Source organism: Ciceribacter ferrooxidans (genome assembly GCF_004137355.1).
In the GTDB taxonomy this organism is placed as follows: domain Bacteria; phylum Pseudomonadota; class Alphaproteobacteria; order Rhizobiales; family Rhizobiaceae; genus Allorhizobium; species Allorhizobium ferrooxidans.
In genome coordinates, this window is record NZ_SDVB01000196.1 from 1 (window position 1) to 13497 (window position 13497).

General features: G+C 64.4%; 15 protein-coding genes. 1 reads left to right on the forward strand and 14 read right to left on the reverse strand.

Annotation, left to right across the window (positions count from 1 at the left end):
• The 13 genes from EUU22_RS09230 to EUU22_RS09300 form a co-directional block, all read right to left on the reverse strand.
• On the reverse strand, positions 1-240 hold a 240-nt coding region (locus EUU22_RS09230; protein ID WP_165351127.1), incomplete at its 3' end, for a hypothetical protein.
• Complete coding sequence (locus EUU22_RS09235; RefSeq protein ID WP_129331741.1) at positions 233-646, reverse strand: helix-turn-helix domain-containing protein; 414 nt, start codon at positions 644-646, stop codon at positions 233-235. The genes EUU22_RS09235 and EUU22_RS09230, both read right to left, overlap by 8 nt.
• A 403-nt stretch (positions 647-1049) precedes the next feature.
• Complete coding sequence (locus EUU22_RS09240) at positions 1050-2015, reverse strand: threonine/serine dehydratase family protein (protein WP_129331742.1); 966 nt, start codon at positions 2013-2015, stop codon at positions 1050-1052.
• A gap of 5 nt (positions 2016-2020) precedes the next feature.
• A complete protein-coding gene (locus EUU22_RS09245) occupies positions 2021-3013 on the reverse strand; it encodes an ornithine cyclodeaminase family protein (RefSeq protein ID WP_129331743.1) in 993 nt (330 codons plus the stop codon).
• A gap of 380 nt (positions 3014-3393) precedes the next feature.
• Entirely contained in the window at positions 3394-3822 is a 429-nt protein-coding gene (locus tag EUU22_RS09255; RefSeq protein ID WP_129331744.1) for a Ros/MucR family transcriptional regulator, read from the reverse strand.
• Between the two features lie 428 nt (positions 3823-4250).
• A complete protein-coding gene (mnhG, locus tag EUU22_RS09260) occupies positions 4251-4586 on the reverse strand; it encodes a monovalent cation/H(+) antiporter subunit G (protein WP_129331745.1) in 336 nt (111 codons plus the stop codon).
• On the reverse strand, positions 4583-4963 hold the full coding sequence (locus EUU22_RS09265) for a cation:proton antiporter (protein WP_129331746.1): 381 nt from the start codon (positions 4961-4963) through the stop codon (positions 4583-4585). The genes mnhG and EUU22_RS09265 overlap by 4 nt, the downstream gene beginning before the upstream one ends.
• On the reverse strand, positions 4960-5433 hold the full coding sequence (locus EUU22_RS09270; protein WP_129331747.1) for a Na+/H+ antiporter subunit E: 474 nt from the start codon (positions 5431-5433) through the stop codon (positions 4960-4962). Before EUU22_RS09270 ends, EUU22_RS09265 begins: the two co-directional genes overlap by 4 nt.
• Positions 5430-7013: a Na+/H+ antiporter subunit D gene (locus EUU22_RS09275; RefSeq protein WP_129331748.1), complete on the reverse strand. Its 1584-nt coding sequence runs from the start codon at positions 7011-7013 to the stop codon at positions 5430-5432. Before EUU22_RS09275 ends, EUU22_RS09270 begins: the two co-directional genes overlap by 4 nt.
• A gap of 217 nt (positions 7014-7230) precedes the next feature.
• Complete coding sequence (locus EUU22_RS09285) at positions 7231-7608, reverse strand: Na+/H+ antiporter subunit C (RefSeq protein ID WP_129331750.1); 378 nt, start codon at positions 7606-7608, stop codon at positions 7231-7233.
• Positions 7608-8027, reverse strand: coding sequence for a Na+/H+ antiporter subunit B (locus EUU22_RS09290; protein ID WP_129331751.1), 420 nt, complete (start codon positions 8025-8027; stop codon positions 7608-7610). The genes EUU22_RS09285 and EUU22_RS09290 overlap by 1 nt, the downstream gene beginning before the upstream one ends.
• Positions 8028-8262: 235 nt before the next feature.
• A complete protein-coding gene (locus EUU22_RS09295; RefSeq protein WP_129331752.1) occupies positions 8263-10671 on the reverse strand; it encodes a putative monovalent cation/H+ antiporter subunit A in 2409 nt (802 codons plus the stop codon).
• 271 nt (positions 10672-10942) lie between these two features.
• Positions 10943-12286, reverse strand: coding sequence for a ferredoxin reductase family protein (locus EUU22_RS09300; protein WP_129331753.1), 1344 nt, complete (start codon positions 12284-12286; stop codon positions 10943-10945).
• 213 nt (positions 12287-12499) lie between these two features.
• Between EUU22_RS09300 and msrB the strand changes: the two genes are divergently transcribed.
• Entirely contained in the window at positions 12500-12913 is a 414-nt protein-coding gene (msrB, locus tag EUU22_RS09305; protein ID WP_129331754.1) for a peptide-methionine (R)-S-oxide reductase MsrB, read from the forward strand.
• A gap of 38 nt (positions 12914-12951) precedes the next feature.
• Here the strand turns inward: msrB and EUU22_RS09310 are convergent, their stop codons facing one another.
• Complete coding sequence (locus EUU22_RS09310; RefSeq protein ID WP_129331755.1) at positions 12952-13320, reverse strand: Pepco domain-containing protein; 369 nt, start codon at positions 13318-13320, stop codon at positions 12952-12954.
• Positions 13321-13497 lie beyond the last annotated feature (177 nt).

The following is a 13497-nucleotide window of genomic DNA, read 5'->3' on the forward strand; positions in this document are numbered from 1 at the left end:
GCCCGCGGTCTCCTCAAGCGCCTCGTTGCCGGCGACGATCGCGCGACCGCGGCGCTTGAGGAGACCGCGGGCGACGGCGAGCCGCAGGAGCCGCTCGGAAAGCGCGATCTCGCCGCCGCTGCCGGAAAGACGGCAGGCGCCGCCCTCTTCGCCCGCGATCCGCATCGGCCCGGAAAGGGCAAGCCGCATCAGCCGCGCGAGCGCCTTGCGCTCTGCCGGCACCAGATTGCCGTCAGCCATGCAGGAGGCCTCCGGACGTCAGGAAAAAGCTTGCCGTCAGCCGCTCGGCAGCGCCGACGAAATCGTCATAGGCACGGTTCTCGCGCCGCTCCTCGACGGTGCGGCAGGCATGCGAGACGGTGGTGCGGTCGGCGCCGAAGGCGACGGCGACATGCTGCATCGGGATCTGCAGGACGACGTGGCTGACATACATCGCAATCTGGCGGATGTGTTGGACCGAGCGGCGACGGTCGCGGCCGGCCCTGCCCCCGTCGCCGGCGAAGGCGAGCAGCTCCGCCACCACCTGCCGCACCATCATGCAGCGGAAACGCAAATCCTGCCGCTCGGCGGAAGACAGCAACGCCCCCGGATCCGGCGGCCGCGGCGCCGGCTGATACTCGACGGGAACGACTTCCTGTGACAGCATGGGGCTCTCCTCACGATATAGGTTTTTATTCCTATATCCTTTTAGCCCAACTCGCTGGCGGGAAAACCACAGGAATCGGGGGGAGGTGTGTTTTTCGCGATGTCAGGGAGCGGAGACGACGAGCGGTTGGGGGCCGGGGGGACATCTGGCGTGGCTTCAGAGCGGCAGCTTTGCGCCTTCGTTTCGGACGCTCCGACAGCTTTGGCATCCGCCCGAAAGCGGACATCGGGTTGAAGGCATCTTGGCAACTAAACGATGGGGAGCGGTCGTCGCCAAGCTGATCGCCGAATGACGTGTTCGGGCCGCGTTCCGGCCCGGCAGAGTCTTGCTTGGCCATGAGGATCGCAGACGTTCAACTGCGATCGAGGTGGTGAACCGACCGAAGCTGAAACTGCTTACCCCGCTACATTGTGTATATCTCGGCAAGGTCGCATAGATCCCAGTTCCCGCCGGACAACACCGCACAGACTTTTTCATCGGGCTCGACGTCTATGCTGCCCGCCAACAGTGCTCCGATGCCAATCGAGGCGGCAGGTTCAGCGATCAACTTCGCATCCTTGGCAAGAGCACGTATCCCGGCGATGATGTGCTCGTCTTCAACAAGAACAATCTCGTCCACATATTTTTCGATGATCGGATACGGGTTTTGACCCGGAACGCTTATCCTCAAGCCATCAGCAATGGTGTTCTTCAAGGGAAGCGAAGTGCGCTCCTTGTTGAGCCGGCTGTAAAAATACTTCGGTGTCAAGGCAGGCTCTGCGCCGATGACGCGAACCGAGGGTTTCGTTTCCTTTATGGCGGTCGCGATTCCCGAGATCAGGCCTCCGCCGCCGACGGGAACGATGACCGTATCTACATCGTCCAGGTCCTGCAGTATTTCAGATCCGATCGTTCCCTGACCGGCCATCACGATGGGGTCTTCAAAAGCGTGAACAGCCGCGTATTTGTTTTCTTCCGCGATTTCATACACCCTTTTCCATCTGGCGGCGGTATCGCCGTCGAAAAGAACGACTTCCGCCCCGAGGGCTTTTGTATTTTCGATCTTGATCTTTGGCGTGGTGACCGGAAGAACCAATATCGCTTTTACGCCCAGCATTCTGGCGGCATAAGCGAGCCCCTGGGCATGGTTGCCTGACGAGGTCGCAATGATGCCGTTTGCGATCTCTTCTCTCGAGAGCGAGAGAGCCTTGTTCAGGGCGCCGCGGATTTTGAAGGCACCAGTGATCTGCAGGGTTTCGGGTTTGAGATAGAGCTGACAGCCAGCGGCTTTCTCGATTTTGTCCGCACGCAATAGCGGCGTATGCCTGACGTGCGGTTTCAGCCGTTCCTGAGCTTCACGGATGTCCTGGATGGTTGGGTAATTGCGCATAGTAATCACTCAAAGAACTGAAAGAACGTGCCGACGTTATTGGCTATTGCATTCTGATAGATTTTGCTGGCTGTGGTATTGTCTTGTATGGCCATCCCCGTGGAATCGAAAATCGTGATTTCGTCATCACTTTCTCGTCCCGGCTTCCTTCCCAACAGTACCTCGCCAATTTCGCCATGGATGTCGTCTTTGGCGATGATGTTTTCATTCAGCGGGTGCCAGGTCTCGCCCTTTTCTGTGCATTGCGAGATCGAGTCGACGATGATTTTCGCGTTCCTGAAGAGTTCCGGATCCAGCTCCTGCTTGCCGCGCTGATCTGTGCCGATGGCAACGATGTGTGTGCCGGGCTTCACCCAATCCGCTTCCACAAGCGACCCTTTCCCGCGGGTCGTCGTAATCAAGATATCGGCCTGCTCAACGGCTTCTTTTTTGGAGCTTGCGACGGTGACGGGGATGCCGAACTCGCTTTCGATATCGGTCTTGTATTGGGAAAGCGTGTCCGGGTTACTGTCCCAAGCGTGGATCTCTTCAATTTTCATGATCTGGTTGATCGCCCGGATTTGCATTCTTGCCTGATTTCCTGTGCCGATCGATGCGATCGTTCCGGCGTTCTTCCTGGCCAGGGCTTTGACGGAGACGGCTCCAGCCGCCCCCGTTCTGAGGCCTGTGATCAAGCTCCCATCCATGACGCAAATCAACGCACAGCTCCTGGCATCAAACAGCAGAATGGTCCCCATGCCACTCGGCACGCCGTGTGCTGTCGGGTTATTAATGAACCCTCCGGAAGATGCTTTCATGGAGAGCACTTCATCGGCTTTGTGGTAACCAATCTTGAAGTCAATCTCCCCACGGGACGATGGGAGATGCATCCCTATATAATCAGGTTGTACCACCTGATCGCTGTTAAAGGCTTTGTATGCCTCCTCCACAGCGTCGATGACTTCTGTCATACCGATCAGCCGCCTTACTTCATCTTTCTTAAGCAGCAGCGTTTTCATGCATGACCTCTCGATTTTTGGCTTCATGGGATGCATCGGCACGGCACACCCTGTACCGCAATCACCGTAGTGGGAGAGCAGGGGGACTAGTGGCCGCATTCGCCGCGACCTGAAGCAGATTGTTCTGTATCGCATAGGGGCTTTGGCAGTGAGTTGCGGCAGGCATCTTTCCGAGCCTTGGCGTCAGCGCGCAGGCTTCGCCACGCACGACGAGGGATAAGTTCGAAGGCTGGAGCATTTCCCCTTCCCCTTCCCCTCCCCCTCCCCCTCACCCGCCCAACAAAAAACCCGGCCCCGCGCACGGCGGAACCGGGTCTCGAAAACCAAACCTCCGGCCACCCCTTCGGGACCGGAAAGGTCTTTCTGTGATCGCGGCGGGCTTAGCGGCCGCGCTTGCGGCGCTGGCCGAGGCCCATTTCCTTGGCGAGGCGCGAGCGGGCTTCCGCGTAGGCCGGGGCCACCATCGGGTAGTCGACCGGCAGGTCCCACTTCTCGCGGTATTCTTCCGGCGAAAGGTTGTGATGGGTCATCAGGTGCCGCTTCAGCGACTTGAAGGCGCCGCCGCATTCCAGGCAGATGATCTGGTCGTCCTGCACGGACTTGCGCACCGAAACCGCCGGCTTCGGCTTTTCGACGACGGCAGCGACGGGCGCCGGAGCAGTCGTGTTGCTCAGGGCCGCATGCACGTCGGCGATCAGGTTCGGAAGGTCGCCGACCGGGACCACGTGATTGCTGACGTAGGCCGCGACGATGTCGGCCGTCAATTCCACGAAAAGGTCATGGCCGGAACCATGGGCGGAATCATTCATTGTCATTCTCCTGTTCAACATGTCTTGCCAAGCGCCGCCCTCATGGCCGGCCGCCACTCACCCAGCAAACCAGAACATGACCGCCGATACCGCCCTGTTGAAACAACATGAAACCCACCCCTAGATTTCGAGTGGCAACGTCGGTCCCGCCTGTCTGGAAATGATGTTCCGGCATAGAGGCTGCATTAGAAAACCCACCTATTGCAGTATTCCTGCAAAAATAACTTGCGGAAGATTTCCTGCACAACCTCGGAACGCCAGTTCTCAAGACCAGTGCTCGACTTCAGCGATTATCATTGTTTGGCCGAATATCCAATTACTATTTTTACCCGTTTGTGGCAGTCGAAATTCCGCACTATTTCAGAGGAACTGCGACGCTTGTGCTTTCGCACTGCAATGGAACCGCAGAATCCGCGGTGGAAAGTGCGTCACGAACCGTCTTTCTTCAGATCATCGCAGACGGACATCCGCGTCAGGGGATAACCGACCTTGTGGGCGGCGCGCGCCAGCAGGTGCGCGGAGACCGGCGCCGTCAGGATGAAGAAGAAGAAGGCGGCGAGCGCGCGGGCGAGTGTCGCGACATCGCCGGCATGCAGGCCGACGGCGAGCAGCAGCAGGCCGGAGCCGACGGTGCCCGCCTTCGAGGCGGCGTGCATGCGGGTGTAGAGGTCGGGCAGCCGGTTGATGCCGATCGCGGCGATCAGCGCGAAGAGCGACCCGCCGACGATCAGCGCCGCGGTGACGAGGGCAAAGAGCACGCTCATGCCTTGCCTCCCTTCACGGCCGGTTTCTTCGTCTTCTTGCCGGCCTTTGCGCCCGCCGCCTTGCCGGCTTCTTTCGGGGGCCTTACCGCCTCGCCGACCAGTCCGCGGGTCAGGATGAAGCGGGCGAAGGCGACCGTCGTCAGGAAGCCGACGAGGCCGAGCGAGATCGCGATGTCGATATAGAGCGTGTAGCCGGTGCGGATCGCGAAGGCGGCGATGAAGCCGAGCACGATGCCGACCAGCATGTCGAGCGCCAGCACCCGGTCGGGCAGCGTCGGGCCGACGACCACGCGGAACACGGTGAGGATGAAGGCGACGCCGAGCACGATCAGCGCGAAGGTGCAGGCCGCCTGGATGATGGCTTCGGGTGCCGTCATTCGAAAGCCTCCCTGATCTTGCGTTCGAAGCCGTCGGCGATGTCGCGGCGGGCGGCGTCCGGGTCGGAACAATCGATGGCGTGGACGTAGAGCGTCTTGCGGTCCTCCGAGACGTCGACGGAGAGCGTGCCCGGCGTCAGCGTGATGAGGTTGGCGAGCAGCGTGATCTCGAAATCGCGCGTCACCGTCAGCGGATAGGCGAAGATGCCGGGCTGAATGTCGACCTTCGGCGAGACGACCATGACCGCCACCTTCCAGGCCGATTTCGCCAGCTCGACGAAGAACAGCCAGGCGAGTGAGGCGACGCGGAAGGAGCGGGTCAGATAGCCGGTGCCGTTGACCTGCTCGCGGATGAGACCGAGCGTCAACGTCGACAGCACGAAGCCGAAGATCAGGTTGTGCAGGCTCGCGCTGCCGGTCACCGCCGCCCAGACGATCGCCATCAGGAGGTTGATCGCATAGAGGATCATTGCGCGCCTCCTTCGGGGAAGACGGACTGGAAGTAGGCGGCGGGGTTTGAAAGCCCCTCGGCGGCGGTCCGGGTCCAGCCGATCAACTGATCGGGGAAGAGGCCGAACCAGACGACCAGCGCGGACAGGAGAAGGATCGGCGCGAGTGCCGAAAACCGCGGCGTTTCGACCGGCGGCGCAAGCGCGATCGTCTCCATCGTCACCGGCACGGCCTCCGGCGCCGGCCGCCAGTACGCAAGCAGGAAGACCCGCCCGAAGGCGATGGTAATGAGAAAACCGGAAAGGAGGATCGAACCCGCCAGCCACCAGGCGCCGGTGTCGATCGCCGCCTTGACCAGCAGCGCCTTCGGCCAGAAACCGGAAAGCGGCGGCAGGCCGCTCGCGGCGAAGAAGAGGGTGAGCGACAGCGCGGCGAAACCCGGCGCCTTCGCATAGAGACCGCTCAGGCCCGCAAGCGAGAAGCTGCCACCGATCCGCGCGGCCTCGCCGGCCAGAAGGTAGAGCGTCGTCATCAGCACGATCGAATGCAGCGCATAGAAGATCGCCGCCGAAAGCCCCGGATTGCCGCCGATCGCGACACCGGCCAGCATGTTGCCGATGCCGGCGATGACGACGAAGCCGAGCATGCGGCGGATGTCGGCCTGGGCGAGCGCGCCCATGGCACCGAGCACCATGGTGGCCGCGGCGGCGATGCCGACCACCAGGGCGAGCGCCTCTGCTTCGACCGGGAAGAGCATGACCATGGTGCGCAGCAGCGCGTAGACGCCGACCTTGGTGAGCAGGCCGGCGAAGAGCGCCGAAACCACGATGCGCGGCGTGTGGTAGGAGGCGGGCAGCCAGAAATTGACCGGAAAGGCCGCGGCCTTCATGCCGAAGGCGAGCACGAAGAGCGCGCCGAGCGTCATCAGCGGCGCGGTGCCGCGATGCTCGGCCGCCTTGCGGGCGATATCGGCCATGTTGAGCGTGCCGAAGATCGCGTAGAGATAGCCGACGGCGATCAGGAAGAGCGTGGTGCCGACGAGGTTCAGCACCGAATATTTGAGCGCCCCGTCGATCTGCTCGCGCTCGGAACCGAGGATCAGGAGGCCGAAGGAGGAGATCAGCAGCACCTCGAACCAGACATAGAGATTGAAGATGTCGCCCGTCAGGAAGGCGCCGGAGACGCCGGCCATCAGCACCATCAGGAAGGGATAGAAGCCGTAGCGCCGGCCGCTGACATTGATGTCCTTAGTCGCGTAAATGGCGCCGGCGAGCGCCACCACCGCGGCGGTGAGCGCAAAGAGCGCACCGGCGACGTCGACGGTAAAGGCGATGCCGAAGGGCGGCAGCCAGCGCCCCATCATCATCGTCACCGGACCGCCGGCGAGCACCCGCCCAAGCAGCAGGAGATCGACGGCGACGAGGATCGAAAGGCCGATGATCGCGACGATCGCATGGAGCCGGATCGCATGGCGCATCATCATCAGCGCCGCACCGAAGCCGAGCGAGAGTGCGACCGGCAGGATCACCAGCCACTGGTCCGCCGCAGCGGGCGCCATGACCCAGGCCCGGGCGAGATCGACGGAGGAGGACGCGGCCATCAGAAAAAGACCCCCTCTGGCCTGCCGGCCATCTCCCCCACAAGGGGGGAGAGACTACGGGGCACGCTCCCCGCCAAACCGTCAAGCCTCCTCGGGGGCAACACTTTCAAGGCGTGCATTTTGAACTCGGCGCCGGCGGCGCGGCGGTCTCCCCCCTTGTGGGGGAGATGGCCGGCAGGCCAGAGGGGGATCAGATAAGGCACAGGCATCATCACACTCAGTATCCCATCGGCGGCAGCGGCGGATTTTCCGGCTCGGCCACGCGCATCTCGTCGGTGTCGTCCGTCCCGAGGTCCTGGTAAGCGCGGTAGGTGAGCACCAGCAGGAAGCAGAAGAAGGAGAAGGAAATCACGATCGCCGTCAGGATGAGCGCCTGCGGCAGCGGATTGGCCGCACCCGCGGCAAGCGTCTCCGATCCCTCGGGAATGATCGGCGGCACGGCGGCGGTGAGGCGTCCGGTGGTGAAGAGCAGGAGGTTCACCGCATTGCCGAGGATCGCGATGCCGAGCAGCACGCGCACGATGCGCTTCGACATCATGAGGTAGAGCGCGACGGCGAAGAAGATGCCGACGAGGCCGGAAAACAGCGCTTCCATCAGTCGTTTTCCCTTTCCTCGAGCGCCAGCGCGATGGAGGTGATCGCCCCCACCACGACGAGATAGACGCCGACGTCGAAGGACATGACGGTGGCGAGCGGCACCTCGACCCCGAAGACGTTCGGATAGATCCAGAGCCCGGTCATGAAGGGCACGCCGACGGCGGCGGAGAGGAAGCCGGAGAGGCAGGCGAGCATGAGGCCCGCGCCGGCGATCGACATCGGGTGGAACCAGAGCGCGCGCCGCACCGCCTGCACCCCGAAGGCGATGCCGTAGATGGCGAAGGCGGAGGCGGCGATCAGCCCGCCGATGAAGCCGCCGCCCGGCTCATTGTGGCCGCGCAAGAGCACGAAGATCGAAAAGAGGATCATCAGCGCGGTGAGGAACGGCGCGACGGTGCGGAAGATCAGCGTGTTCATGGACGTCCCCCTTTGCGGCCGGTCTCGCGCAAGCGCACCCCTCTCTGCCCTGCCGGGCATCTCCCCCACAAGGGGGGAGAGCGGAATACGGCAAGCATCGGCGCTCTCCGCAGATAGGACATACAATCATGCTGAGGGCACACAGGACGGACAGAGGCCAAGAGTGCGTGCGCCACTCTCCCCCCTTGTGGGGGAGATGTCGGCGCAGCCGACAGAGGGGGGTGAAGCACAGTCGTCATGCCTTGCCCTCCTTCGCGGCGCGTTTCTTCGACGGCGGCTTTGCCGGCTCGACGGGCGAGACGACGGCGGCGGTGACCGGCGGGACGGGCGCGATGCGGATGCGGATCAGCGCCAGGATCGCAAGCCCGGTGATCATCACCACCGAAATCTCGCCGAGCGTATCGGTACCGCGGAAGTCGACGATGATGACGTTCACGACATTGGCGCCGTGGGCGATGACCTTCGAATAGGCGTTGAAGAAATCGGTGAGCGCGGTGTCGAAGGAGAGCTGCGTCGTCTTCAGCAGAAGCAGCGCGAAGCCGAGGCCGCAGGCGATCGCGATGCTGCCGTCGACCACAAGCTGACGCGGCGGCCGGTGATCGGAGGGCGAGAGCCGGAGCCGCGTCATGACCAGCGCCAGGATGACGACCGAGAGCGTCTCGACCATGAACTGGGTGAACGAGAGGTCCGGCGCACCGAAGAGCAGGAAGATGACGGCGACGGCAAAGCCCTGGATGCCGAGCGAGACGATCGCCGTCAGCCGGTCGCCGGCCATCAGCACCGCGACGAGGCCGATGATGGCGATCACGAAGAAGGTAAGCTGGTGGAAGCCGACATCGGCCGGCCAGGCGGGCATCGCCGGCAGCTCGCCGTAGATGAAGGGCGGCACCAGCAGCACGACGGCAAGCAGAATGAAGGTCGCCGTGACGTAAACGTCGAGGCGGCCGTCCTGCACGACCCGCGTCACGCGGAAGGAAAGACGCACGAGGCCGCGGATGAAGGCGTCGAAGCCGCGATCCGGCCCCGGCCCGACGAGTTCGAGCAGACGTGCCACGCCGCCGCGGACGGACGCGAGCGAAAGATAGAGGCCGACGCCGATCGCGATCGTCAGGACGGAAAGCGCAAGCGGCACGCCGATATGCGGCGCGAGGCCGATGGTGACCGTCTCGGCCTCGCCGGCGACGGCGCTCGCCATCGGCGAGGAAACGTAACGGTGCGACAGGCCGGAGAGCACGGCGGCGGCAAGGCCGGAAAGCGCAAGCACCGCCGGTCCGAGCCAGAGCAGCGCCGGGCCTTCATGGGCATGTTTCGGCGTCTTGACCTCGGGCCCGAGGAACGGTTTCAGCGCCACCGCGAAGGCGACGGCGAACATCAGCGCGTTGCCGGCGACGGCAACGGCGGTGAAGAGGATGGCGCGGGGATCGCCGCCGGCGAGTGCCGCATAGATCTCCTCCTTGGCGAGGAAGCCGAAGAAGGGCGGCAGGCCGGCCATCGAGAGCGCGGCAAGCACCGCGGCGGCGAAGGTGACCGGCATCGCCTTCCTCAATCCCCCGAGTCTCGTCACGTCACGGGTGCCGGACTCGTGGTCGATCAGGCCGGCGACCATGAAGAGCGCACCCTTGAACATCGAATGGGCGACGAGATAGAGCACCGCCGCCTCGACCGCATAGGGCGAGCCGAAGCCGGTCAGCATCACGAGAAGGCCGAGGGAAGCGACGGTCGTATAGGCGAGCATCAGCTTCAGGTCCGTCTGGCGCACCGCCAGCAGCCCGCCGACCATGAGCGTCACGCCGCCGAAGAGCGGCAGCAGCAGTTCCCAGGCGGGCGTCGCCCCCATCACCGGATTGAGCCGCATCAGCAGATAGACGCCGGCCTTCACCATGGTCGCCGAATGCAGGTAGGCGGAGACCGGCGTCGGCGCCTCCATGGCGTTCGGCAGCCAGAAATGGAAGGGAAACTGCGCCGACTTGGTGAAGGCGCCGCCGAGCACCAGCAAGAGTGCCGCCGCATAGAACGGGCTTTCGCGCAGCACGTCGCCGCCATGGACAAGCAGCGAAAGCCGGGTGACGCCGGACATGTCCCACAGGAAGAACAGCCCGGCCAGAAGAAGGAGCCCGCCGCCGCCGGTCACCACCAGCGCCTGCAGCGCCGCCCGGCGCGAGGCCTCGCGGGCATGGTCGAAGCCGATCAGCAGGAAGGAGGTGATCGAGGTCAGCTCCCAGAAGACGAAGAGCATCAGGAAGCTGTCGGCGACGACGACGCCGAGCATCGAGCCCATGAACATCAGGATGAAGGAGAAGAACCGGCCCTGCTGCGGGTGGCCCTTCATGTAGCCGCCGGAATAAAGCACGATCAGCGTGCCGATGCCGGTGATCAGCAGCGCGAAGGTGAGCGACAGCCCGTCGAGGAACCAGGAGAAGGTGAGATCGAGGCTCGGCACCCAGGCATAGCCGCCGGTGACCGCCCGGCCGTCCGCGACCTCCGGCAGGAAACCGGCGAAATGGACGAAGGCGAAACCCGGGACGAGCGCCAGCAGCCAGGCGGCGTTGTGCCCGAGACGGGCCGTGAGAACGGGCGCGAGTGCTGCGCCGGCAAAGGGCAGAAGCATTGCGAGCAATGTCAGGCCGGCTCCATCCACGGGCATCTGTTCTCCTTCTTCCGCAGCAGCGGCGCGGCCGTGGGGCCGACGCCGGAGTGCCATCCCTGTTAGGGCAAAGACGCCCCCGCCTCAAGGGCGAAGGACCAACGGCGGCGACGCGCCGCCGGGCCATTCGCGCGGCAGTGTTGGAAAATGCGCCCGGCAATGCAAGCGGGCGGCGGCTGATGCGGCCGGTCAAAACTCCGTTATCCCCCGGAAATCGGCGGGCCGGGACGAGCCGAAGCGGCGGGCGGGCGATCGCCGGAACCACCCGTCGTCACCGCATCGAGAAGAGTTCCTGATGGAAGCGCTTCTTCGCGTCGAATCCCTGGCCGGCGAAGTCGCGCTTCAGGGCATCGGCAAAGCCGACGGGACCGCAGAACCAGATGCTCGCCTCCCGCCAGTCGGGCACCGCCGCGCGGATTCGCTCGCCGGTCAGCAGGCCGTCGCGGGCGTCGACGAGGATATGCAGGCGGACACCGGCGGCCGCGGCATCGGCCGTCAGCCGCGCAAACGCCTCCTCGTCGAGTTCGCTTGAGGAGTGGAAGAGGTCGATCGCCTGGCCGGCACGGCCGTCGGGCTGCGCCGCGAGGTATTTCATCCGGGCGATGAAGGGCGTAATGCCGATGCCGCCGCCGATCCAGATCTGGCGGGGACATCCGTCGTCGAAGGTGAAGCGGCCATAGGGACCCTCGACCCGCACCTCCTGGCCGACGGCGAGCGTATCCGGGAGACGGCTCGTGTAATCGCCGAGCGCCTTGGTGATGAAGGTGATGCTGCGGTCGGTGGCATTCCACGCCGAGGCAATGGTGAAGGGATGCGCGCCCTCACCCTTGTCCGAGGTGACGAAGGCGAACTGGCCGGGCTCGTGGCCGCACCAGCCGGGCTCCATCGCCATGCCGATCTCGAGCGCCCGGACGCCGGGATAGGCCGTGAGCGTAGTGATCTTGCCCAAGGCCTGCCGGCTGATCCCCACACGCCGCAGGAGGACGATGACGGCGGCGACGGTGCCGGACACGAGGAGTACGGCGAGCACGACGCCGAGCGGCTGCGTCCAGTAGCCGAATTCGGCGAGCACCACGGTGTGGAAGGCGAGCACGAGATAGGTGACGGCGAGCAGCCGATGGGTCTTGAAGAACCACCAGTAGGAGAAGCGCGAGACGAGCGCCAGCACGATCAAAAGGACGGAGATGTAGAAGGCCCATTCGCCGAGGCCCTCGGCGGGATCGCGCAGGCCGACGAGGAACTCCTGGACGGGATTTTCGAGCGGCGGCCGCTCGGGCCGCTCGGGCCGCGCGACAAGGCCGAGCTCGATCGCCCAGCCCGCGCCTTCGAACCAGAGCCAGTGGGCGAGCGAAAACACGAGCGCGGAAATGCCGAGCCACTTGTGCAGGCGATACATCTTGTCGAGGCCGCCGAGCCAGGTTTCCGGCCAGCCGGGCCGGAGCGCCAGGACGAGCGCGATGCTCATCGCGCCGATGGCGAGGACGCCGCTGTACTGGATCATCGCGGCGCGCAGCGCGAAGAGGTTTTCCGACTGGAAGACGTCCGGCTCGGCGGCGAGCCAGAGCAGGCTCAACAGGACCAGTATTCCCCACAAGGCAAGCTTGATACTGCGCATGGCACGCTTCCCCTCTTGGCGGAAGAGACCGCCAGCCGGAACCGGAGGGGGAGTGCCCCCTCGGCTTCCCCCGGCCCGTCTCCCCGACTGCGGATGAGTCCGCACATCTCCTTATACAGGCAAAGCGCGCCGACGCCGAGGGAGGAGGTGCGAGCACAATTGTCGCGGCGGCTCCGGCGCCCTATCTTGGCAAGAGGAACAGGGAGACGAGCGATGACCAACGACGTGACGACGACCCGGATCGAAAAGACCGACGAGGAGTGGCGCGGGCAGCTGACGGCGGAGCAGTACCATATCCTGCGCGAGCACGGCACCGAACGGCCCTTCACCGGCCCCTACTGGAACACCTTCCAGCGCGGGCTCTACCGCTGCGCGGCCTGCGACACGCCGCTCTTCCGCTCCGACACCAAGTTCGACGCCGGCTGCGGCTGGCCGAGCTATTTCGCACCCGTCCGTCCCGGCGCGCTGACCGAACACCGCGACACCTCGCACGGCATGGTGCGCACCGAAATCCGCTGCGGCACCTGCGGCGGCCACCTCGGCCACGTCTTCCCCGACGGCCCCAAGCCGACCGGCCTGCGCTACTGCATCAACGGCCACGCGATGGTGTTCGAGCCGGAGGGGTGAGGGGGACGCTTCGGCTTCCAGCGACCACCCCGGCCCTTTTACGTCGAGGCAAGCTCTCCCGATCCCTTCGGCTTCAGCTTGAAGGTGATGCTCGCTTCGGCGCCGGCTTCGGCGATGAAGAGGAGTTCGCCGGAGGCACTCAGCGTGAAGCCGACTTCGATCTCCTCGACGTGCCAGCCTTCGGCACGCTCGGAGACGGTGGCGCCGAGGCCGACCAGCGTGTCGACGGTGCCGCGCCATTGTTCCACGACCTTGTCGGCGCCGACCCGGGCGATGCCGCCGACGGCGGTGGCGAACCCCTTGGTCAGCACCTGTTCGCCGATCTCCTCGCGGGAGAGCATCGGGGCGAACGCCGGCGCCTTTTCAGGAACGAAGATCGAGATTTCGAAATGCTTTTCTTTCGGCACCGGATTTTCCTCCTGCCGGGTTTGCGGAGACGTCAATTATCTCCAGTTGCAATCATTACCGCGAAAATCCCTGCAATTGCATCCGCATCTATTCACGGGTTTCCGCCGGCAGGACCGGAGGCCGGTCGAGCGAGCCGTCCCCGCCACATTTCCGCTGCATTGGCGGACGAGCGTTGC

What these genes read in the sequence shown, in the direction of transcription:
- EUU22_RS09240 (WP_129331742.1), bottom strand. Translation starts at nt 2,015, where the DNA reads ATGCGCAATTACCCAACCATCCAGGACATCCGTGAAGCTCAGGAACGG.
- EUU22_RS09265 (WP_129331746.1), bottom strand. Translation starts at nt 4,963, where the DNA reads ATGACGGCACCCGAAGCCATCATCCAGGCGGCCTGCACCTTCGCGCTG.
- mnhG (WP_129331745.1), bottom strand. Translation starts at nt 4,586, where the DNA reads ATGAGCGTGCTCTTTGCCCTCGTCACCGCGGCGCTGATCGTCGGCGGG.
- EUU22_RS09255 (WP_129331744.1), bottom strand. Translation starts at nt 3,822, where the DNA reads ATGAATGATTCCGCCCATGGTTCCGGCCATGACCTTTTCGTGGAATTG.
- EUU22_RS09270 (WP_129331747.1), bottom strand. Translation starts at nt 5,433, where the DNA reads ATGATCCTCTATGCGATCAACCTCCTGATGGCGATCGTCTGGGCGGCG.
- msrB (WP_129331754.1), top strand. Translation starts at nt 12,500, where the DNA reads ATGACCAACGACGTGACGACGACCCGGATCGAAAAGACCGACGAGGAG.
- EUU22_RS09300 (WP_129331753.1), bottom strand. Translation starts at nt 12,286, where the DNA reads ATGCGCAGTATCAAGCTTGCCTTGTGGGGAATACTGGTCCTGTTGAGC.
- EUU22_RS09290 (WP_129331751.1), bottom strand. Translation starts at nt 8,027, where the DNA reads ATGAACACGCTGATCTTCCGCACCGTCGCGCCGTTCCTCACCGCGCTG.
- EUU22_RS09235 (WP_129331741.1), bottom strand. Translation starts at nt 646, where the DNA reads ATGCTGTCACAGGAAGTCGTTCCCGTCGAGTATCAGCCGGCGCCGCGG.
- EUU22_RS09285 (WP_129331750.1), bottom strand. Translation starts at nt 7,608, where the DNA reads ATGGAAGCGCTGTTTTCCGGCCTCGTCGGCATCTTCTTCGCCGTCGCG.
- EUU22_RS09275 (WP_129331748.1), bottom strand. Translation starts at nt 7,013, where the DNA reads ATGGCCGCGTCCTCCTCCGTCGATCTCGCCCGGGCCTGGGTCATGGCG.
- EUU22_RS09295 (WP_129331752.1), bottom strand. Translation starts at nt 10,671, where the DNA reads ATGCCCGTGGATGGAGCCGGCCTGACATTGCTCGCAATGCTTCTGCCC.
- EUU22_RS09245 (WP_129331743.1), bottom strand. Translation starts at nt 3,013, where the DNA reads ATGAAAACGCTGCTGCTTAAGAAAGATGAAGTAAGGCGGCTGATCGGT.